The 19651-nt window shown below is 58.6% G+C and carries 17 protein-coding genes; 4 read left to right on the forward strand and 13 right to left on the reverse strand.

Annotated elements, in window-relative coordinates; genetic code table 11:
• The first annotated feature begins 5 nt into the window (after positions 1-5).
• A complete protein-coding gene (locus tag SIB38_RS14270; protein WP_294114847.1) occupies positions 6-1118 on the forward strand; it encodes a CaiB/BaiF CoA transferase family protein in 1113 nt (370 codons plus the stop codon).
• On the opposite strand, the gene SIB38_RS14275 is transcribed toward SIB38_RS14270, so the two are convergent.
• The 12 genes from SIB38_RS14275 to purC all read right to left on the reverse strand — a co-directional run bounded on the left by SIB38_RS14275 (position 1115) and on the right by purC (position 15488).
• On the reverse strand, positions 1115-1804 hold the full coding sequence (locus tag SIB38_RS14275; RefSeq protein ID WP_294114848.1) for an ABC transporter ATP-binding protein: 690 nt from the start codon (positions 1802-1804) through the stop codon (positions 1115-1117). The two genes, SIB38_RS14270 and SIB38_RS14275, sit on opposite strands and share 4 nt — an antisense overlap.
• Complete coding sequence (locus SIB38_RS14280; protein ID WP_294114850.1) at positions 1801-2556, reverse strand: ABC transporter ATP-binding protein; 756 nt, start codon at positions 2554-2556, stop codon at positions 1801-1803. The genes SIB38_RS14275 and SIB38_RS14280 overlap by 4 nt, the downstream gene beginning before the upstream one ends.
• Complete coding sequence (locus tag SIB38_RS14285) at positions 2549-3532, reverse strand: branched-chain amino acid ABC transporter permease (protein ID WP_294114852.1); 984 nt, start codon at positions 3530-3532, stop codon at positions 2549-2551. Before SIB38_RS14285 ends, SIB38_RS14280 begins: the two co-directional genes overlap by 8 nt.
• A gap of 1 nt (position 3533) precedes the next feature.
• Positions 3534-4451, reverse strand: a complete 918-nt coding sequence (locus tag SIB38_RS14290; RefSeq protein WP_294114855.1) for a branched-chain amino acid ABC transporter permease — start codon at positions 4449-4451, stop codon at positions 3534-3536.
• A gap of 150 nt (positions 4452-4601) precedes the next feature.
• On the reverse strand, positions 4602-5735 hold the full coding sequence (locus tag SIB38_RS14295; protein ID WP_294114857.1) for an ABC transporter substrate-binding protein: 1134 nt from the start codon (positions 5733-5735) through the stop codon (positions 4602-4604).
• 299 nt (positions 5736-6034) lie between these two features.
• Entirely contained in the window at positions 6035-9355 is a 3321-nt protein-coding gene (locus SIB38_RS14300) for an Rne/Rng family ribonuclease (protein ID WP_412550432.1), read from the reverse strand.
• A 434-nt stretch (positions 9356-9789) separates the two neighbouring features.
• Positions 9790-10473 carry an HAD family hydrolase gene (locus SIB38_RS14305; RefSeq protein WP_412550433.1) on the reverse strand — a complete coding sequence of 228 codons (684 nt, stop codon included), beginning with the start codon at positions 10471-10473 and terminating at the stop codon, positions 9790-9792.
• 116 nt (positions 10474-10589) lie between these two features.
• Complete coding sequence (locus SIB38_RS14310) at positions 10590-11924, reverse strand: sigma-54-dependent transcriptional regulator (RefSeq protein WP_294114860.1); 1335 nt, start codon at positions 11922-11924, stop codon at positions 10590-10592.
• A 4-nt stretch (positions 11925-11928) separates the two neighbouring features.
• Positions 11929-13692, reverse strand: coding sequence for a sensor histidine kinase (locus SIB38_RS14315; RefSeq protein ID WP_412550434.1), 1764 nt, complete (start codon positions 13690-13692; stop codon positions 11929-11931).
• A gap of 36 nt (positions 13693-13728) precedes the next feature.
• A complete protein-coding gene (gene purQ, locus SIB38_RS14320) occupies positions 13729-14397 on the reverse strand; it encodes a phosphoribosylformylglycinamidine synthase subunit PurQ (protein WP_412550435.1) in 669 nt (222 codons plus the stop codon).
• The gene (gene purS, locus SIB38_RS14325; RefSeq protein ID WP_058240728.1) at positions 14397-14627 is read right to left on the reverse strand and encodes a phosphoribosylformylglycinamidine synthase subunit PurS; all 231 of its coding nucleotides are present in this window, start codon (positions 14625-14627) and stop codon (positions 14397-14399) included. The genes purQ and purS overlap by 1 nt, the downstream gene beginning before the upstream one ends.
• Before the next feature lie 105 nt (positions 14628-14732).
• Positions 14733-15488, reverse strand: a complete 756-nt coding sequence (purC, locus tag SIB38_RS14330) for a phosphoribosylaminoimidazolesuccinocarboxamide synthase (protein WP_294114869.1) — start codon at positions 15486-15488, stop codon at positions 14733-14735.
• Positions 15489-15644: 156 nt separating this feature from the next.
• Between purC and SIB38_RS14335 the strand changes: the two genes are divergently transcribed.
• From SIB38_RS14335 to bmt, 3 genes are all read left to right on the forward strand, one after another.
• Entirely contained in the window at positions 15645-15959 is a 315-nt protein-coding gene (locus SIB38_RS14335) for a DUF1476 domain-containing protein (protein ID WP_294114871.1), read from the forward strand.
• A 163-nt stretch (positions 15960-16122) separates the two neighbouring features.
• Positions 16123-18012: a phosphatidylglycerol lysyltransferase domain-containing protein gene (locus SIB38_RS14340; RefSeq protein WP_294114872.1), complete on the forward strand. Its 1890-nt coding sequence runs from the start codon at positions 16123-16125 to the stop codon at positions 18010-18012.
• Positions 18013-18106: 94 nt separating this feature from the next.
• Positions 18107-19126 carry a betaine--homocysteine S-methyltransferase gene (gene bmt, locus SIB38_RS14345; RefSeq protein WP_412550436.1) on the forward strand — a complete coding sequence of 340 codons (1020 nt, stop codon included), beginning with the start codon at positions 18107-18109 and terminating at the stop codon, positions 19124-19126.
• Positions 19127-19168: 42 nt separating this feature from the next.
• Here the strand turns inward: bmt and SIB38_RS14350 are convergent, their stop codons facing one another.
• On the reverse strand, positions 19169-19558 hold the full coding sequence (locus tag SIB38_RS14350) for a thermonuclease family protein (protein ID WP_294114876.1): 390 nt from the start codon (positions 19556-19558) through the stop codon (positions 19169-19171).
• Between the last annotated feature and the right edge of the window lie 93 nt (positions 19559-19651).

Here is a 19651-nt window from a genome sequence, read left to right on the forward strand (position 1 = left end):
TTCCCATGACCCCACTCAAAGGTCTCAAAGTTGTAGAACTCGCCCGCATTCTGGCTGGCCCGTGGATCGGCCAATCACTCGCCGACCTTGGTGCTGAGGTCATCAAAGTGGAAGCCCCCCAGGGAGACGACACGCGCACCTGGGGCCCACCCTTTATCGAGCGCGACGGCGACAAAACGGCCGCCTATTTCTATGCCGCCAATCGCGGCAAGATCTCTGTGGTGGCAGATTTCCGTACCGAGGAAGGCCGCGCACAGGTGCTGGAGCTGATCAAAGACGCCGACATCCTGATCGAGAACTTCAAAGTCGGCGGTCTGAAGAAATACGGCCTGGACTACGATACGCTGTCCAAAATCAACCCACGCCTGATTTACTGCTCTATCACCGGCTTTGGTCAAACCGGCCCCTATGCCTCCCGCGCTGGCTATGACTTTCTGTTGCAAGGCATGTCCGGACTGATGTCGATCACCGGCGAGCCGGAGCGGCAACCACAAAAAGTCGGCGTTGCCGTCACAGACGTCGTAACCGGTCTCTATGGCACCATCGGTATTCTGGCGGCCGTCGAACAACGCCACACCACCGGGCGCGGACAGCATATCGACATGTCCCTCTTGGATTGCGCCACCGCTATGCTGGCCAATCAGGCGATGAACTACCTCGCCACCGGGGACAGCCCAAACCGTAAAGGCAATGCGCATCCCAACATCGCGCCTTACCAGGTGGTCCCCACATCCGACGGTCACATCATCATTGCTGTTGGCAACGACGGTCAATTCCAACGCCTTTGCGGAGTGCTGTCGCGCGGCGATTTGGGTGACGCGCCCGATTATGCCACCAACCAACTGCGGGTCGCCAATCGCGACGCCCTCACCGCGCAAATTGAATCAGAAACCAGCAAATGGTCCTCAGCAGAACTTTTGGCGGCACTCGAAGAAGCGACTGTTCCCGCCGGTCCAATCAACTCCATTGAACAGGCGTTGACCGACCCACAAATCGCGGCCCGTGGAATGGTGGTGGAGGCCGAAGGTGTGCGCGGCCTGCGCGGCCCATGGGTGTTTTCCGACGCGCAGCTGTCCACAGACCGCACCGCGCCGGTTTTGCCTAAATCAAAGCCCTAGACGCCAAGATAGCGGTCGGTCTCTTCCGGCCCCAAAGCGTCAAAACCACCGGTCCAGACCGTGCGCCCTTTTTCAAGGATCACCGCACGGTCGGCCACCTGCCCCAACTCTTTCAGGGATTTGTCGATGGCTATGATCGCCATGCCGGTTTCGGCTTTGAGCTTGGCGACTGCTTCCCAAATCTCCTGACGGATCACGGGTGCCAGCCCCTCGGTCGCCTCATCCAGAATAAGCAACTTCGGATTGGTCATCAGCGCCCTGCCAATCGCCAACATTTGCTGCTCTCCGCCAGAGAGCGACGCCGCGGACTGATCTCGCCGCTCTTCCAAGCGCGGGAACAACCGGCACACCGCCGCAAAGTCCCAAGCCCCTTTGCGGGCCGCCGCGATCAAGTTCTCATACACCGACAGATTTGCAAAACACCGGCGACCCTCGGGCACTAGGCCAATACCCAATCGCGCGGCCTTATAGGATGGCAAACCGCCAATATCCTGCCCGCCAAACTGCACTGCGCCACCCGAATTCTTCAGCATCCGGCACATGACTTTTACGGTGGTGGTCTTGCCCATGCCGTTGCGCCCCATGAGCGCCAGCACTTCACCTTCGCCAACGCTCAACGACACTTCGAATAGCGCCTGACTGGGGCCATAAAATGCCGCGACATTTTTTAGCTCAATCAAACTCATGCTGGCACCTCATCCCCCAGATAGGCCCGCCGGATTTCTGGATTCACTTTGATTTCCTCTGGTGTTCCTGTGGCAATCACTTCGCCATAAACCAACACGCTAATCCGATCTGCCAGCGCAAAAACCGCGTCCATATCGTGCTCAATCAACAGAATGGGCGCCTCTTTGCGCAACTCTGTCAAAAGTCCAATCATCTGCTGCGCCCCTTCTAGGCCCAGGCCAGCCATCGGCTCATCCATCAAAAAGGCCTTTGGCTTCAAGGTCAGCGCAACCGCGACTTCCAATTGCCGCCGCTGCCCATGGCTCAAATCCGCCGTGCGTGTTGCTGCAAACTCCGCCAATCCAACCTGCGCCAAGGCCGCCTTCGCCGCCGACACAAGCTGCGCATCTTTCATCACCGGCTTGAAAAACGACATCACATTGCCACGCTGCCCCAAGGCGCCAAGCACCGCATTTTGCAAAACCGTGTGCTCCATCGCCAAGGACGAGATCTGAAACGTCCGCCCAAGCCCTCTGCGCGCGCGCTCCGCTGAACCAACACCGGTTAGATCCTCATCCATCAGCCGCACTGTGCCGCTGTCAGAGGCCAAATGCCCGGTGATTTGCTGGATCAACGTCGACTTCCCTGCCCCATTGGGACCAATCAGCGCATGGATTTCCCCTTTGCGCAAATCCAGTGACACATCATTGGTGGCCTTCAGAGCGCCAAAACTTTTAAAAAGCCGCTCCGTACTCAACACCACATCAGTCATGGGCTTTCTCCCGACCTGCAAGGGCACCAATCACGCCGCCTTTTGCAAAAAGCACGATGCCAAGCAGCAGCGCGCCCAGGTAAACGTGCCAAAACTCCGACAATCCGCCCAGCGTATGCTCCAGAAGGATAAAAATCATCGCGCCAATCACCGGCCCAAACAGCCGTCCAACGCCGCCAATAATAATGAAAATGATGATCTCCCCCGACATCTGCCAGCTCAGCATTGTCGGGCTGACAAAGCGGTTAAGATCCGCAAACAACGCGCCCGCCAGACCAGTCACCGCGCCGGAAATCACAAAGGCCACCAACCGCAGATGATAGGGTTTCAGACCTACGGACAACACTCGTGTCTCATTCTGCCGCGCCGCGCTCAACGCCAGCCCAAAGGCTGATTTATGGATCGCATTCATCAGCAACAGGGCCAGACACAGGATCGCAAAACACAAGCCAAAGAACTGCATTGGCACCAGCGTGTTCAGCCCCGGAAACTCATTGCGCACATAGATCGACAGACCATCCTCACCGCCGTAAGCCGGCCAGCTGATCGCGAAGTAGTAGATCATCTGCCCAAAGGCCAGGGTGATCATGATGAAATACACGCCCGAGGTCCGCAGGCTCAACGCCCCAATCGCCAGCGCGGCCAGAGCACTTGTCACCATCGCTACCAGCCAAATCACCGGCATCGATTTTGTGCCTTCGATCAGAAACGGTGCTTCCATGATTGGCGCGTAAGACTGCGCATGGCTCGCCAGAATACCCATCGCATAGCCGCCAATGCCAAAGAACGCCGCGTGTCCCAGGCTCACCAAACCACCAGTCCCGAGCGCGAGATTCAACCCCACGCCTGCCAGCGCAAAGATCGCGGCACGTGTCGCCAGTGTAATAATAAAAGGCTCATCCGCCATCAACGCCCAAAGTGGCACCCCAAGCAAAACCGCCAGCGCGGCCACATTGATCCAGGTTTCCCGTGTCATCTCACGCCACCCCATATAGTCCGCGGGGACGGAACACCAAAACGCCCGCCATTAGGATGTAAATCAGCATCGACGCTAGCGCCGACCCCACCGACACCGCCGCCGATGGTTCAAGGAACAATGCGAAGATTTGCGGAAGCAAAAACCGCCCCATTGTGTCTGTGATCCCCACCAGCAAGGCGCCAACAAATGCCCCTTTTATCGAGCCAATGCCACCAATCACAATCACCACGAAGGCCAGGATCAGAACCGGTTCGCCCATGCCCACTTGCACCGACTGGATCGCGCCCACCAAAGCCCCGGCAAAACCGGCCAACGCCGCGCCAAGCGCAAAGACAAATGTGTAAAGCTTGGCAATGTCCACGCCCAGGGCGGCAATCATCTCCCGATCGGCTTCACCCGCACGGATACGGATGCCCACCCGCGTGCGATTGATCAGGGCAAACATGCCAACCGCCACCAAGAGGCCAATAACGATAATGGACAGTCGGTACGCAGGGTACTCGATCCCGCCCGGCAAGGTCACCGGACCTGCCAACATCGGAGGCACATCCAGGAACAAGGGGAACGACCCAAACATCCAGCGCGTGCCCTCGGAAAAGATCAGGATCAACGCAAAAGTCGCCAGCACTTGATCCAGATGGTCCCGGTCGTACAAGCGCCGAATGATGGTCAGTTCAATGAGCGCCCCAGCCAGTGCCGCCGCCGCCAAAGACGCCATCAAGGCCAGCACAAAGGAGCCGGTTGCGGCCGCCACAGCTGCAGCGGCAAAAGCGCCAATCATATAAAGCGACCCATGCGCCAGATTGATCAGCCCCATGACGCCAAAGACCAAAGTCAGGCCCGCGCTCATGAGAAACAGCATCACGCCAAACTGTAGCCCGTTTAGCATCTGCTCTATGAATAGTAGTGTTGTCATTGCCCTCATTCAGTGCCAAAGCGGCACCCCTCCGCCAAAAGATCAGCGCAGAAAAGATAGATTATTCAGGATATTGAAGACTGAACATCATGCACCTACCCCGCCAAGATGCATGGAGGTGGGAAGGCCCGAAGGCCTCCCCGAAGTCACTTACATCTTGCAGTCTGCCGCATAGGCATCCGCGTGGTTGCTCAGGCCAGTCGCAATGATCTTGTTGGTGTAAACGTCACCTTCCTTGATCACTTCGCGTACATAGATGTCCTGAACCGGATGGTGGTTGTCACCAAAGGCAAAGTCGCCGCGCACAGAGTCAAACTCCGCCGCTTTCAGCGCAGCACGGAACGCATCTGCGTCGGCCACATCCGCCTTGCCCATCGCAGAGATTAGCAGGTTGGCGGTGTCAAAGCCTTGCGACGCATAGAGCGACGGCAAACGGCCATACTCAGCCTGGAATGTTTCCACAAATGCCGCGTTGGTGGCGTTGTCGATGTCCTTGTTCCACTGGCTGGTGTTTTTCACACCCATCGCCGCGTCACCCACCGCTTGCAGGATACCCTGATCAAAGCTGAACGCCGGCCCCACCAATGGCAGGTCCACACCACTGGCCGCATATTGTTTCAGGAAGGAAATCCCCATGCCGCCCGGCAGGAAGAAATACACGCTGTCAGCACCGGACGCACGGATCTGAGCGATTTCGGCGGCGTAGTCAGTCTGCCCCAGCTTGGTGTACAACTCGCCAGCCAATTCACCATCAAAGAAGCGTTTGTAACCCGTCAGCGCGTCTTTGCCCGCCGGATAGTTTGGCGCGAGGATGAAGCTGTTCTTCAGACCGCTATCGTTGGCATATGCGCCAGCAGCTTCGTGCAAGTTGTCGTTCTGCCATGCGACATTGAAGTAGTTCGGATGACAGCCCTTGCCCGCAAGTGGCGATGGGCCCGCATTGGGCGACAGGTAGAATTTTCCCTGCGCCGTCGCGGCTGGCACCACGGCCATGGCGAGGTTGGACCAGATGATGCCGGTCAGCACGTCGACTTTTTCAGACTGGATCATTTTGTCGGCCAATTGCACCGCGATGTCCGGCTTGCGCTGATCGTCCTCGATCACAACTTCCAGATCATCCCGGCCCGCCTGCTTCACGGCCAGCATGAAGCCATCGCGCACGTCGATGCCCAAACCTGCGCCGCCGCCGGACAGTGTGGTGATCATTCCAACTTTCACATCCGCCTGCGCTGTTGCGCCTGCCAATGCCATTGCCGCGGCCAGCGCCGCACTCCGCAACTTCATTTTGTCGCTCCCTGGTTCTTTGTTTTTTCAATAGGAACCTTGGGCGTTCTGAGGGGCGTCCGTCAATAAGCTGGAGAAATTTTTTTTAAGCTTAAAATATCTTCAAGCATAAAAGGTATTTTTTCGTACCTTTTCCGGAAGATGTAAGCAGACCTTAAATCTCAGAAAACAGCCAGCTTAGAAATTTTCTGCCGGCGCACTAAACTTAAACATGTGCTCAAGGACCTCGGATCAAGCGTCTGAACAGCCTTTCACACGTCCAAAAGAAAACGCCGGGGTCTCCCCCCGGCGCTTCCAACTTACTTACCGCGTGACCACCAGCCGCGCCGCTTTGGCTTGGGTGGGGCTGCCGGTTCCGGCTCGGCCACCGCAACTTCGGTGACAGGTTCACCTTCGGCTTCCACTGGTGCCTCGGCGTCTGCTGCTGGGGCTTCAGCCTCTTCAGCTGCCGGTTCAGGAGCTGCCACTTCCGCAGCGGTTTCCGTTTCCGGCTCAGAGACAATTGGCTCAGCAACGTCCGCAGCCTCAGATTGCTCTACTTCGGTCACAGGCTCCTGCGCTTCCACAGGCTCAGCTTCCGCGGCGTCCGCCGCAGGCGCCTCATCAGCGGCGTCCTCAGCACTCACCTCTTCCGATGCGGCCTCAGACTTCTTGCCGCGAGACCAGCTACGACGGCTCCGGCTGCGCTTCTTGGGTTTCTCTTCACCCTCCGCGGCCTCTTCTGCTGGCCTATCGTCGCCCCCCTCAGAGGCGTCTCCCTCTTCAATTGGATCGGCATCGCCTTCAGAAGATGTATCACCAGACGCGTCACCTTCGCCATTCTCGCCATTGCCCCGACGACGACGGCGGCGACGACGGCGTTTCTTCGGCTTGGCTTCGCCTTCCTCGCTTTCGGTTTTTTCTTCCGAAATCACTTCGGCGTCTTCCACGTCCGCATCATCAATCGCGTCCATGATCGAGATGTCACCGGACACAACCGGCGCCTCTGGCGCTGACACAACACGGGTCGCTGTCTTGAACTTCTCGATCGAGAAGTCAGGAGACACCAGATGTGGATCGGCTTCGATACGCACAGACAAGCCATAGCGCGCTTCGATCTGCGCCACATGCTCACGCTTCTGGTTCATTAGGTAGTTCACGATGGCCACTGGCGCTTTCACCAGAACCTCGCGAGACCGGCCACGCGTGCCTTCTTCTTCAATCTGACGCAGGATCGAAAGCGCCAGGTTGTCATCAGAGCGGATCAAACCAGTGCCGTGACACGCTGGACACGGCTGGGTGGTCGCCTCGATCATACCAGGACGCAGACGCTGACGGCTCATTTCCATCAGACCAAAGCCTGAGATCCGGCCCACCTGAATGCGCGCCCGATCGGTCTTCAGCTTGTCCTTCATGCGCTTTTCAACAGCGGTGTTGTTTTTGCGCTCGTCCATGTCGATGAAGTCGATCACGATCAGACCGGCAAGGTCACGCAGACGCAGCTGGCGTGCCACTTCTTCGGCTGCTTCCAGGTTGGTCTTCAGCGCGGTCTCTTCAATCGAACCTTCCTTAGTGGCCCGACCGGAGTTCACGTCAATCGCCACCAGCGCTTCGGTCACACCAATCACGATGTAACCACCGGATTTCAGCTGCACCGTCGGGTTGAACATGCCGGACAGGTAGCTCTCCACCTGATAACGCGCCAGCAATGGCAGGCTGTCCTGATACCGTTTCACGTTTTTGGCGTGGGATGGCATGATCATCTTCATGAAGTCTTTGGCAATGCGGTAGCCGCGCTCACCTTCCACCAGAACCTCGTCAATCTCACGCGAATACAGATCGCGGATCGAGCGTTTGATCAGGTCGCCTTCTTCATAGATTTTGGCTGGCGCCGTCGACTTGAGTGTAAGCTCGCGAATCTGCTCCCACAGGCGCTGCAAATACTCATAGTCGCGCTTAATCTCGGACTTGGTGCGCTTCGCTCCAGCCGTACGCACAATCAACCCTGCGCCCTGCGGCACATCAATCTCGTTGGAGATTTCTTTGAGCTTCTTGCGGTCCGCCGCATTGGTGATCTTGCGAGAAATGCCACCACCACGCGCGGTGTTTGGCATCAGAACACAATAACGACCAGCCAGCGACAGATAGGTGGTCAGCGCCGCGCCTTTGTTGCCGCGCTCTTCTTTCACCACCTGCACCAGCATGATCTGGCGCACTTTGATCACTTCCTGAATCTTGTAGCGACGCGGACGCGGCTTGCGCGGCGGACGAATATCCTCGCTGTCGTCTTCATCTGCGACAGATTCAATGCTCTCGTCTTTCTCAGACGCCTCGGAGCGCTTGCCACGACGACGGGAGCGACGACGGCCAGATTTCTTGCCCGTGTCTTCGTCATCCGAGGAAGCTTCAGAGTCCGCATCGGCATCCGCATCATCGGCACCATCTGCTGCTTCTGCATCAGCTTCCGGAGCGGCGTCAGCAACCGTTTCCTCTTCCTGAGCGGCGCTTTCAGAGGCTTCTTCAGAACTATCCGCCGCATCACCGGCCACTTCAGGCTCTTCAGCGGCAGGCTCTACTTCCTCAACTTGAGCGGTTTCTGCCTCTGCATCTTCCGGCGCCTCTTCCACGGCACTTTCTTCTACAGGCTCTACCTCAGAATCCGCATTTTCGTCACTTTCCGGCGCAGCCGCTTCGGTCTCTTCGACAGCCTCTTCCACCGCAACGTCGGCTTCTGCAGCGTCGTCGCCTTCCGGCGCAGCGCTGGCCTCGGTTTCAGTTTCTTCACCGGTTTCCGGGTCTTTGCTGACCACAGCGTCTTCACCTTCGGTGTTGGCTGCGATGGTCTTTGGACCTTCGTCTTTGTCCCCACCGTCCTCAGACGTTTCCTCAGCGGCAGCGTCCACAGGCTCTTCTGCGTCCGCAGTGTCTTCTGGTTCAGCGGCCTCGGAGTCCTCTGAGGTTTCGCCTTCCGCTACCGGCGCTTCCTCTGCAGCCTCTTCCTCAGCAACCTCTTCGGCCTCTGCTGACGCAACCCCAGCCGCTTCGGCGTCAACCTCAGCTTCGGCATCTGCTTCAGGCGCTTCTGCTTCTGCAGGCTCTTCAACTGGTGTTTCTTCCACCAGTTCCATCGGCGACAGGCCTTCGTCCTCGTCACCACCGGCATCTTCCACCAAATCAATGGTTTCCATGCCGGAGATTTCGGCAACCGGCTCTTCGGATGTCGCCTCAACCGCCGCGGTCTCGGCTGCCTCAGTGGCCACCTGATCCTCGGACTTCTTCTTGCGAGAGCGCGACCGACGGGACCGCGACTTTGGCTTTTCTTCTTCCTCGTCGCGCGCTTTCAGAGACTCGGCATAGGCCCGCTCTTCTTCCATAAGCGCCTCGCGATCCGCCACAGGGATCTGATAATAATCCGGGTGAATTTCCGAAAACGCCAAGAAGCCATGGCGGTTTCCGCCATAGTCCACGAAGGCCGCCTGCAGCGACGGCTCAACCCGAGTTACTTTTGCGAGATAGATGTTGCCAGCAAGCTGGCGCTTGTTTTCGGATTCAAAGTCGAACTCCTCAACCTTGTTTCCGTCCACCACCACAACGCGGGTTTCTTCCGCGTGGGTGGCATCGATGAGCATTTTCTTAGCCATGTTATCCGTTTGCACCCGCGCAAGCGCCGCGCCCCTCCCGGGGGATCGGGTCGATGAACTTGTCTGGGGTGTCTTGTCTGAGCGAGGGGATGCGCGCCGCCGATGGGGCCGCTTGCGGTCCCTGCTCGGTCTCTCAAATTACTCGCGCGCTTCATCGCGTTTCTTCTCCGACGCGGCAATCGGTGTGTCCGAGCCTGCGCCTGTTACATGCCCTCCGCCATGGCGGTGCGGGCGTCTCTACTGGTTCATTTTCATGAACCCAATCGGTCTGAGTATTGTGCCCGGCCCTCTGCCCCTCGGGGTCCTGTTGGGCCACCTGATACGCAACACTCAGCGAAACTCATCACGGCGCGCAAAGCCTGCGCAGACCGTTCCCCCACATAAAACCACTCCTGTGGAAAACACAATGGGGAATCGTCTGACGGATACCTGGCTTAGGTTAACGCCTTGTCAAAAAGCCCAATCTGGACAGCGGCATGGCCCAAATCTTGGGCGATCAACTGCCCCAAATCCGGCAGGGGTGTGTTTGGCGGACGCAGGTCCGGAATTTGCACCGTAAAACACCCGGCCCGCACCGCAGCTGTGGTGCCCAAATCACTATCCTCGAAAGCCACACAATGCGTCGGGTCCACTCCCAACCGGCGCGCGCCCTCCAGATAGGGCTCCGGGTCAGGTTTGTTGGCGGCCACCTCATTGCCGGTACAGACCGTGTCAAAAAACGGCAGGAGCCCCGCGGTCTCCAAATGATGCTGCGCCGCCGGTCCATGGGTGGAGGTCACAACCGCCATCGGTACCCCTTTCGCTCGGATCGTCCGAAGCACGTCAACAGCAAATGGCTTTACCGGCACGCCGTTGGTGACATTCTCCTTGTGCAGCGCACGCCACCGCTGGTCAAACGCCGCCACATCCGTGCTCTTAGGAAGAAACTTTTGCAACTGCGCAGTGCTATGCTGGCTCGACGTGCCCACCAACGCACCAAAAAACGCCTCGGCGTCTTCTCGCGCGTTCTTGAGGTCATCCGTCAGTGTCACGAAGGCTGACAGAAACATCCGCTCCGTATCTAGAAGCAATCCGTCCATATCAAACAAATAGGCCGCCGGGGATTTCAACATCGTCATACCTAAAAAGCTCCGCAAATACCGTTAGCGCCAACGGTGCGCACCCTGTCACCAAACAGAAAATGCCGCAAGCCCTTCAGGGGGCTGCGGCATTCACTTAATCTATCGGCCTGAAATCAGAGGTAATCCGCACGCTGAAGACCGTATTTGGCCATCTTCTCGTTCAACGTCCGGCGTGGCAGGCACAGCTCTTCCATTACACCGGCAATGGACCCACGATGGCGGCGCATTGTGTTGTCAATCAACATGCGCTCAAACGCTTCAACGTATTCCTTGAGGGGCTTGCCCTCGGTGGTCACCACTGGCTGCATCTCCTCGTGATCGCTCATCAGCAGCGAGGCAATGGTGCCTTCACCACGACGGCTCTGCAGCACAGCCCGTTCCGCCAGATTGATCAACTGACGCACGTTTCCAGGCCAAGGGGCCTGCAACAGCTGCGCCGCTTCCTGCGCGCTCACCTTCGGCGCGTCACAGCCATATTCTTCGCTGAACTGCTCTGACAGGCGTGTGAACAGGCTCAGAATGTCTTCCCCCCGCTGCCGCAGCGGCGGCACCGTGATCCGCAAGGCCGCCAAGCGGTAGAATAGATCAGAGCGCAGCGCGTCTTCGCAGGTGCGGTCCTGCTCCTGCATATTGGAAATCGCCACAATCCGCGTTTCCGCCGGCGTGCCCTGCTCATTGATCACGTTGAGCAACTTCGCTTGCAGCGCATCACTTAGGCTCTCGATGTCTTCCAGCACCAAGGTCCCGCCTCGTGCCTCTTCCACCGCAGGCAATTGACTGTCTTCCGGGTTCATCGGCCCGAACAGCCGCTTCGCAAGCGCCTCTTCTTCAAAAGCACCACAGCTCACAAGCACAAACTTCTTACCAGCCCGGCTGCCAACCGCGTGCAGCGCATGCGCCACGAGCGTCTTACCGGTGCCGGTCTCGCCATCGATCAAAACATGCCCATCGGCCTGCCCCAGATCGAGAATGTCCTCTTTCAGACGCGCCATCACCGGGCTCGCCCCAATCAGCTTGTTCATAATCTGATCGCCGTCCGACAATTCGCGCCGAAGCGCACGCGCATCCAAGGTCAAACGACGGGCATTGGTGGCCTTTTTGGCCAGTTGCGTCATGCGATCTGGGTTAAATGGCTTCTCCAGGAAATCAAACGCACCCACGCGCATCGCTTCCACCGCCATCGGCACATCGCCGTGCCCCGTGATCATAATCACAGGCAACGAACTGTCCGCGCCCATCAGCTTCTTCAGAAACTGCATTCCGTCCATACCCGGCATTTTGATGTCGGAAATCACAATCCCCGGATACTCTGCGCCAAGCGCCTTCAGCGCATCCTCGGCGCTGGGAAAAGTTTCAGTGTCATAGCCCGACAGTGCCAGCCATTGGCTGATCGACTGCCGCATGTCCTGCTCGTCATCGACGATAGCGATCTTCATGCTTTGTGCCACGAATTTACTCCGCTGCTTCAATATCTTCGTTCAAGATAGGCAGTTGAACTTCAAATACAGCCCCCTGCCCGTCTCCATTCCGCGCTGTCAGTCGTCCGCCAAGGTCGCTGACGATGCCAGAGCTGATTGCCAACCCCAAACCAACACCCTCACCGGGCTGTTTGGTGGTGAAAAACGGCTCAAAAAGGTTGTTCAAATCCTCGATGCCCGGCCCGTTGTCGCGCACCGTTAAAGTGGCGGTTTCCCCTGCTGCCAAAAGGATTTCGATCTCCGGATCTGCCACGGACTCCGTCGCATCCAGCGCGTTGCGCAAGAGGTTGATCATCACCTGCTCAATCCGCACCCGATCGCCCATCACGCGCACCGGATCCGTCGGCACGATCTTGCTTATGCGCACCTGCCGCTGGCGCAATTGCGGCTCCATCATCGACAAAGCCGAGGCCACAGCCTCCCCCATGTCAACCACATGGAACTCATCGCCGCCTTTTCGGGCGTAGGACTTGAGCTGCTTGGTAATCGCCCCCATACGCTCGATCAAGTCATCAATCCGCTGAAACGAGGTCAACGCCTCGTCTGGCCGATTACGTTTCACCAGAAGCTGCGCGCCGGCCAAATAGGTTTTCATCGCCGCCAAAGGCTGGTTCAACTCATGGCTCACCGCCGCCGACATCTCCCCAAGCGCCGCCAATTTGGAACTCTGCGCTAGGCTTTGTTCCGCCACCTCAAGGCTCTGCTGCATCCGCTCGCGCTCGGCGATTTCCCGCTGAAGCCTTTGGTTCAACCCGCGCAATTCCACGCTTTCCCGCTGAAACAAGGCCATGCGCAACGCACTTTTGCGCCCCAGCACATAGAATCCCAGTGCCAACAGGATCGCAAATCCCATAATCTCCAGCGCCAAAACCGCGTTCACTTTCTCCCGAACACCGGCGTAGCTCGTAAAACTGGTCATCTGCCAGCCGCGGAATGGAATACGTGCACCCATGCGCATCACGGCTTCGCCGCGAAGGTACGCATCCGCCGGGTCCTGCGCCCAATCCGCCGTCACCTTAATGGCCCGCTCAATTGCGCCCAAAGCCGGCTGCCGCGACAGCGCTTCCGCCTCGGTCAACCCGCGCCAGCGTGGCTCACTGCTCAGGATGATCGTGCCTTCGCTGTCTGCCACCAAAACCGCGTCCGAAATCCCGGCCCAGGCCCGCTCAAACTTGTGCAGATCGACCTCAACCGCGATCACACCAAGTGTTGCGCCACCGCTTTCCAACCGTCGGGAATAGATAAACCGGTAAGCCCCCGTCTCATCCTTGGCCGTGGTAAACAGGGTAACATTGGACCGTAACGCATTGATAAAGAACTCTTTTTCTCGATACAAAGTTCCCAGTCGCGTACGGTCCGTTGCCGCAACCGTGCGTCCGGTCTCATCCAGCATCAACAAGGAGGCCGCACCGATCTCATCTACAAAACTGATCAACCGCGCGGTGGAGCTGGAGAAATCCTGAGAATTCAACGCCCCAATCAACTCGGGGTCTTTGGCCAGCAGCTGAGGCACAATGGCGTTGCGTCGCAACTCGCTCAACAAGTTGCCAGAATATAGTGCCAACCGAAGCTCCGCCCGATTGCGCGTATTCGCTGTAAACCGATCTGTCAGAAAGCTGTTGGTGACCCAGATTGTCACCCCCGCGACCACGACCAACACCGCCAAGGTCACACGCGCCCGCCAGCTTGTCGTTGCCGGGCGCAGTTTTTCAGTGGTGTCGGAGGCGTGTTGCGTCATGCAAGAATATTACGCGGACGCGCCGACACCCTCAAGTCACGCTGTGGCAAACTGGTCCATCAACGCGCGGAACATTGCCACCCCGTCTGTGCCACCATGGCCGGTATCCGCCGCCCGCTCCGGGTGAGGCATCATGCCAAGCACACGCCGGTTCTTGCTGACCACACCGGCGATATCCGCAACCGAGCCGTTTGGATTGTCGGTATAGGTGAACGCAATCCGATCCTCATCACGCAGCTGAGCCAGCTTCTCGTCGGTCACAAAGTAGTTACCGTCGTGGTGCGCAATCGGCACGTTCACAACGTCGCCCTGGCTGTAGCCGGAGGTAAACGCAGTGTCAGCGCTGGCGACTTCCAGACCAACCGTACGACAGATGTACTTCAGGCCGGCATTGCGGCGCAGCGCGCCCGGCAACAGACCGGTCTCGGTCAGGATTTGAAAGCCGTTGCAGACACCCAGCGCATACCCGCCACGTTCGGCATGCTGGATAAGGGACTGACAGATTGGCGAATTTGCCGCAATGGCGCCACAGCGCAAGTAGTCTCCAAAACTGAAACCGCCCGGCACACCAACCATGTCGATGCCCTCTGGCAGCGCCGTATCTTTGTGCCACACCATGGTGACATCTGCGCCGGCCTGCTCAAATGCCACCGCAAGATCGCGGTCACAGTTGGAGCCCGGGAAAACAATGACCGCTGCTTTCATCAGCCCATCTCCACCCGGTAGCTTTCGATCACGGTGTTGGCGAGCAGCTTCTCGCACATCTCGGTCACAGTCGCCTCGGTGGTGCCTTCTGCCAGATCCAGCTCGATCACCTTACCCTGACGCACACCTTCCACACCATCAAAGCCAAGGCTGCCAAGGGCATGACGCACGGCCTCACCTTGTGGGTCCAGAACGCCGTTCTTCAGCATGACATATACGCGGGCTTTCATTTGGTCTCTCTCCAATTGGGCATGTGGCGGGACTGTCCCGCTTTTCTTGCCAAAATTCGTCATTCCCCGGCGCCCGCAACCGGGCGCAGGAGCCTTAGGTCAGGGTCAGTTTACAAGCGTCGGCTTGGGGCCGGTGCCTTTCGGCAGCACACCCAGACGGCGTGCGACCTCAGCGTAGGCGTCGGTCAGATTGCCTAGATCGCGGCGGAACACGTCCTTGTCGAGCTTCTGCCCGCTCTCAATGTCCCACAGACGGCAGCTGTCCGGGCTGATCTCGTCAGCCACAACAAGACGCTGGAAGTCGCCCTCATACACACGGCCAATCTCGATTTTGAAGTCGATCAGGCGAATTCCCACACCAAACATCACACCGCTCAGCCAATCGTTCACGCGCAGCGCCAGGCCAAGAATATCATCCATATCCTGCTGGCTGGCCCAGCCAAAGGCGGCAATATGCTCTTCCGACACCAAGGGATCGCCCAGGCTGTCGTCCTTGTAGCAGTATTCCACAATCGGACGCGGCAGCTGTGTGCCTTCTTCAATGCCCAGACGCTTGCTCATGGATCCTGCGGCGTAGTTGCGCACGATCACTTCCAGCGGAATGATCTCACAGTTGCGCACCAACTGCTCACGCATATTCATGCGCTTGAGGAAGTGGGTTGGCACGCCGATCTGACCCAGCCCCGTCATGAAATATTCGCTGAGGCGGTTGTTCAGCACACCTTTGCCATCAATGACGTCTTTCTTTTCCGCGTTAAACGCGGTGGCGTCGTCTTTGAAGTATTGCACAATGGTGCCCGGCTCAGGGCCCTCAAACAGAATCTTGGCTTTGCCTTCATAGATTTTTTTGCCGCGGGCCATGGCTACATTCCTTCTCTTCCGGGATGAGTCCCGAATTTGTCCGCCCTCTTAATGGATGGATAGCATTGTCGCAAGCATGGCTCTTGCACTTGCAGCATCCCTAACAGATGGTCATATCAGTATTGAGACATCCTAGAATTATGGAGGAGTTCAAAAATGAACGCATTTGATGACCGCGAAGCCGCCTTTGAGGCCAAATTTGCCCATGACGAAGAGATGAAATTCAAGGCCGAAGCCCGCGCCAACAAGAAGCTGGGTCTTTGGGCCGCTGAGTTGCTTGGCAAATCCGGTGCTGAAGCCGAAGACTACGCCAAAACCGTGATCTCTGCAGACTTCGAAGAGGCCGGTCATGACGATGTGATCCGCAAAGTTGTGGGCGATCTGGGTGACAAGGCCGATGAGCAAACCATCCGCGCCAAGCGTCGCGAAGCGCTTGCCGCGGCCAAAGAAGAGCTGGCCACCGAAGCTTAAAATTATACAGAATAGAAAAACTTACAGCGCGTGGGCTCCGGCCCGCGCGCTTTATTTAGCTCCAATTGTCTTTGTTAAGGCGGCCGAAACCACGCTTCAGATAGCGATTTGGGTCACTTGGGACAGGTAACGATTTGGGGCGGGAACCTTGAAGACACCAACGATGAAGACTGCGCAGACCGTTCTGCAGCGGATTTGGCCTTTTGCCTTTGGCGCGGTGTGCCTCTGGCTGCTTTCCGAACAAGTGGACGATGTGGACTACGGCACGCTTTGGGCCTCTGTTCTGTCCGCCACCCCGTGGCTATGGGGGCTGGCACTTACGTTTTCAGCTCTTAGTTTTCTCGCGGTCTCTCGCTATGACGTGATTGCTCAACGCCATTTCCAAATGCATCGCAGCGCGTCTGAGGCCATGACCGTTGGGGCCACTGCCATCGGTCTGGGGCAGACCTTGGGCGCCGGCGCGGTGGTTGGTACCTTTGTGCGCTGGCGCATGATGCCAGATCTGTCGCTCAAAGATGCCGCGCGCATCACCGCCTTTGTCACGGTGACGTTTCTGGCTGCCATGGCCGTGACCATCGCCCTTGCCGCGCTGGTCCTGCCCACACCACATGTGCCGTCTTTCCTGCCGCCAATCATTCTCGCGGTGGCGTTCCTTGTTGTGGTGCTGGCATTTGTGTTCCCGGTCTTGCCCCGACAGGGAAGCCGCCTCAGCCTGCCAACCCTGCCCGCCATGGCCGCGCTGCTGTCCCTCTGCCTGATTGACACCATCTTTGCCGCTCTGGCGCTCTACGTTTTGCTGCCACCGGACCTTTCCCTCAGCTTTGCTGTCCTGCTCCCGGTCTTCCTGATCGCGCTTGGCGCCGCCATCTTCTCCGGCACCCCAGGCGGTGTAGGACCGTTTGAACTGACGCTTCTAGCAATGTTGCCTCACCAACCAGAAGCCTCCCTGCTCGCAGGCGTCCTGGCCTTCCGCGCGATCTACTATGCGCTACCGGCGCTCCTGGCTGGTTTGGTGTTCCTGCGCCATCTCGCCAAGCCGCGTCCGGCCCGCACCCCGCGCCAACACCGCGCCTATGAGGCCTATGACAACGCGCCGCTCTCCACCGTCAGCCGCGCCGAACTGGGCGTGATCCGCCAAAACGGCGGCGCGCTCCTGTCTTGTGACGCAGGCCGCTACGGCGCAGTGCGCATTGGCCAAACTCTTGTGGCGCTTTTTGACCCCATCGAAGGCGACGCCCATGCTATGGCCCGCTCGCTCAAAAACGCCGCCCGCGCGCAAAACCGGATCGCCTGCAAATACAAAATCTCCGCCCGTCAGGCAGTAAAAACCCGAAAAGCGGGCTGGGCGGTGGTGCATATCTCCGACGAGGCTGTTCTCAAACCAAGCCAACACTCCACAGCGGGGTCCACCTATCGACAGCTACGCCGCAAGTTGCGCCAAGCCGAAAAGGCCGACGTAGAGGTGAACCAACCAGAGACCCACATGCTGCCGCTGGGCGACATGGCACAGGTCTCCGCCGCTTGGGAAGCCAAACACGGCATCCCCAAAGGTCTCACAATGGGGCGCTTTGAGGACTTCTATGTCGGCTGTCAAACTGTCTTCCTCGCGTATCAGGGCAATACCCTCGTCGGCTTTGTCAGCTTCCACGCCACCGCGCATGAATGGTGCCTCGACCTGATGCGCGTGCTGCCCGAAGCGCCTGACGGCACCATGCACCTGCTGGTCCAGAAAGCCATCGAGGCCGCAGCCGAAGCCGACGTACCCCGCCTGTCCTTGGCCGCAGCCCCTGCTCTGCCCGAAGGCAAAACCGCGCTGGAACGCAAAATCCGCAGCTACCACTTCAAACATGCAGGCGGCGCCGGCCTTCGTCAGTTCAAAGCCTGCTTTGCCCCCCGCTGGGAGCCGCTCTTCATGGCCGCACCCGGTCCAGCACAGCTCAGCCTGGCCGCGCTGGACCTAACCCGCGCTGTAAACCTACGCAGCGCACCTGCCACCCCCATCGCATGCGCTCAGCCAGTACAATCCGAAGGCTATCTATCCTCATCCTCATAATGGTCTTGCATCAAATTAAGTTGTGCCCCGGCCCCGCCCGTGGCAAATCGCTGCGCAAACGACACGCGGCACGCCGCGCCCTAAGGAGTCTCCAATGACCAACGCCCTCTCCAAGCTTTTGGAAACCCGTGACTGGCTCATGGCCGACGGCGCCACCGGCACCAACCTGTTCAACATGGGCCTCAGCTCCGGCGACGCGCCAGAACTCTGGAACGCCGACGAGCCACAAAACATCAAAAAACTCTACAGCCTCGCGGTCGACAATGGCTCTGACATCTTTCTGACCAATTCCTTTGGCGGCAACGCCTCCCGCCTGAAGCTGCACGACGCCCAGAACCGCGTGCATGAACTCAACCGCCTTGCCGCTGAAATTGGCCGCGACGTGGCGGACGCCGCAGGTCGCCCAGTTATCGTGGCTGGCTCCGTAGGCCCAACTGGCGACATCATGGAACCCGTAGGTAGCCTGTCCCACGCCGACGCCGTCGAAATGTTTCACGAGCAGGCCGAAGGTCTGAAAGAAGGCGGCGCGGACGTGCTGTGGTTGGAAACCATCTCCGCACCAGAAGAGTACAAAGCCGCCGCCGAAGCTTTTGCCCTCGCGGACATGCCTTGGGTCGGCACCATGAGTTTTGACACCGCAGGCCGCACCATGATGGGTGTGACTTCCGCCGATATGGTGCAACTGGTCAACAGCCTGCCCAACAAGCCGCTCGGTTTTGGTGCCAACTGCGGCACTGGCGCGCCGGACCTCTTGCGCACTGTGCTTGGCTTCTCCGCCCAAGGCACCGAGACCCCGATCGTGGCCAAAGGCAACGCGGGCATTCCGAAATACCACGACGGCCACATCCACTATGATGGCACGCCAGAGCTGATGGCATACTATGCCGTCATGGCGCGCGACTGCGGCGCGACCATCATTGGCGGCTGCTGCGGCACCATGCCAAACCACCTCAAAGCCATGCGCGAAGCGCTGGAAACCCGCCCCCGTGGCGAGCGTCCGTCGCTTGAGGCCATTGCCGAAGCGCTTGGCGGCTTCTCCTCTGCCAACGACGGCACCGGCGATGACGCCGCCGCCCCAGCGCGCGAGCGCCGCGGCCGCCGCCGTCGCGGCTAAGTCTGAAACACCCAAAAGGCGCCGTTCACCGGCGCCTTTTGTTTAACTGCAATAGCCGGCGCGCTTGATCCGGCTTTTCGCAGACGCCTTTTCCAAATGGCGATAGCGCCCTCCAGAGTAGCGCGCGCAATCCAACGCGTGGCCCGCCGCAATCACCGCCGCACCAATGTCCTGCCCGTTGGCGTAACACACGCCAATGTAGCGATCATACGACCGCTCTCCGGTCAAATCACAGGTCACCTCTTTGCCGCGCAGATAGTTCACCGTCCAGCGCTTGGCATCCTTGCCTGCACGGGTCTTAAGCTCCGGCGCATCAACCCCTTGAAAACGCACCGGTGTGCCGTCCACGACAATCGTATCCGCGTCGCGCACTTGCACCTCCGCCCATACCGGCGTGGCCACCAAAACGGCAGCCGCAATTAGTCTTTTCATTTTGGTCGTCAGTCTTCTGTGAGTGGTGGCAGCACCTTAGCAGGCGGCAACTGCCAAGTAACAGAGACAGGCTCACAATAAGGCGCCATGGGC

This window comes from Shimia sp. MIT910701, assembly GCF_047126315.1.
Classification (GTDB): Bacteria; Pseudomonadota; Alphaproteobacteria; order Rhodobacterales; family Rhodobacteraceae; genus Shimia.

Excerpts from the sequence above, each read along its gene's own strand:
- SIB38_RS14270 (WP_294114847.1), top strand. The coding sequence starts at position 6 with ATGACCCCACTCAAAGGTCTCAAAGTTGTAGAACTCGCCCGCATTCTG.
- purC (WP_294114869.1), bottom strand. The coding sequence starts at position 15,488 with ATGGCCCGCGGCAAAAAAATCTATGAAGGCAAAGCCAAGATTCTGTTT.
- purS (WP_058240728.1), bottom strand. The coding sequence starts at position 14,627 with ATGAAAGCCCGCGTATATGTCATGCTGAAGAACGGCGTTCTGGACCCA.
- SIB38_RS14315 (WP_412550434.1), bottom strand. The coding sequence starts at position 13,692 with ATGACGCAACACGCCTCCGACACCACTGAAAAACTGCGCCCGGCAACG.
- SIB38_RS14335 (WP_294114871.1), top strand. The coding sequence starts at position 15,645 with ATGAACGCATTTGATGACCGCGAAGCCGCCTTTGAGGCCAAATTTGCC.
- SIB38_RS14305 (WP_412550433.1), bottom strand. The coding sequence starts at position 10,473 with ATGACGATGTTGAAATCCCCGGCGGCCTATTTGTTTGATATGGACGGA.
- SIB38_RS14350 (WP_294114876.1), bottom strand. The coding sequence starts at position 19,558 with ATGAAAAGACTAATTGCGGCTGCCGTTTTGGTGGCCACGCCGGTATGG.
- SIB38_RS14290 (WP_294114855.1), bottom strand. The coding sequence starts at position 4,451 with ATGACAACACTACTATTCATAGAGCAGATGCTAAACGGGCTACAGTTT.
- purQ (WP_412550435.1), bottom strand. The coding sequence starts at position 14,397 with ATGAAAGCAGCGGTCATTGTTTTCCCGGGCTCCAACTGTGACCGCGAT.
- SIB38_RS14280 (WP_294114850.1), bottom strand. The coding sequence starts at position 2,556 with ATGACTGATGTGGTGTTGAGTACGGAGCGGCTTTTTAAAAGTTTTGGC.
- SIB38_RS14295 (WP_294114857.1), bottom strand. The coding sequence starts at position 5,735 with ATGAAGTTGCGGAGTGCGGCGCTGGCCGCGGCAATGGCATTGGCAGGC.
- SIB38_RS14340 (WP_294114872.1), top strand. The coding sequence starts at position 16,123 with ATGAAGACTGCGCAGACCGTTCTGCAGCGGATTTGGCCTTTTGCCTTT.
- SIB38_RS14275 (WP_294114848.1), bottom strand. The coding sequence starts at position 1,804 with ATGAGTTTGATTGAGCTAAAAAATGTCGCGGCATTTTATGGCCCCAGT.
- bmt (WP_412550436.1), top strand. The coding sequence starts at position 18,107 with ATGACCAACGCCCTCTCCAAGCTTTTGGAAACCCGTGACTGGCTCATG.
- SIB38_RS14285 (WP_294114852.1), bottom strand. The coding sequence starts at position 3,532 with ATGACACGGGAAACCTGGATCAATGTGGCCGCGCTGGCGGTTTTGCTT.
- SIB38_RS14300 (WP_412550432.1), bottom strand. The coding sequence starts at position 9,355 with ATGGCTAAGAAAATGCTCATCGATGCCACCCACGCGGAAGAAACCCGC.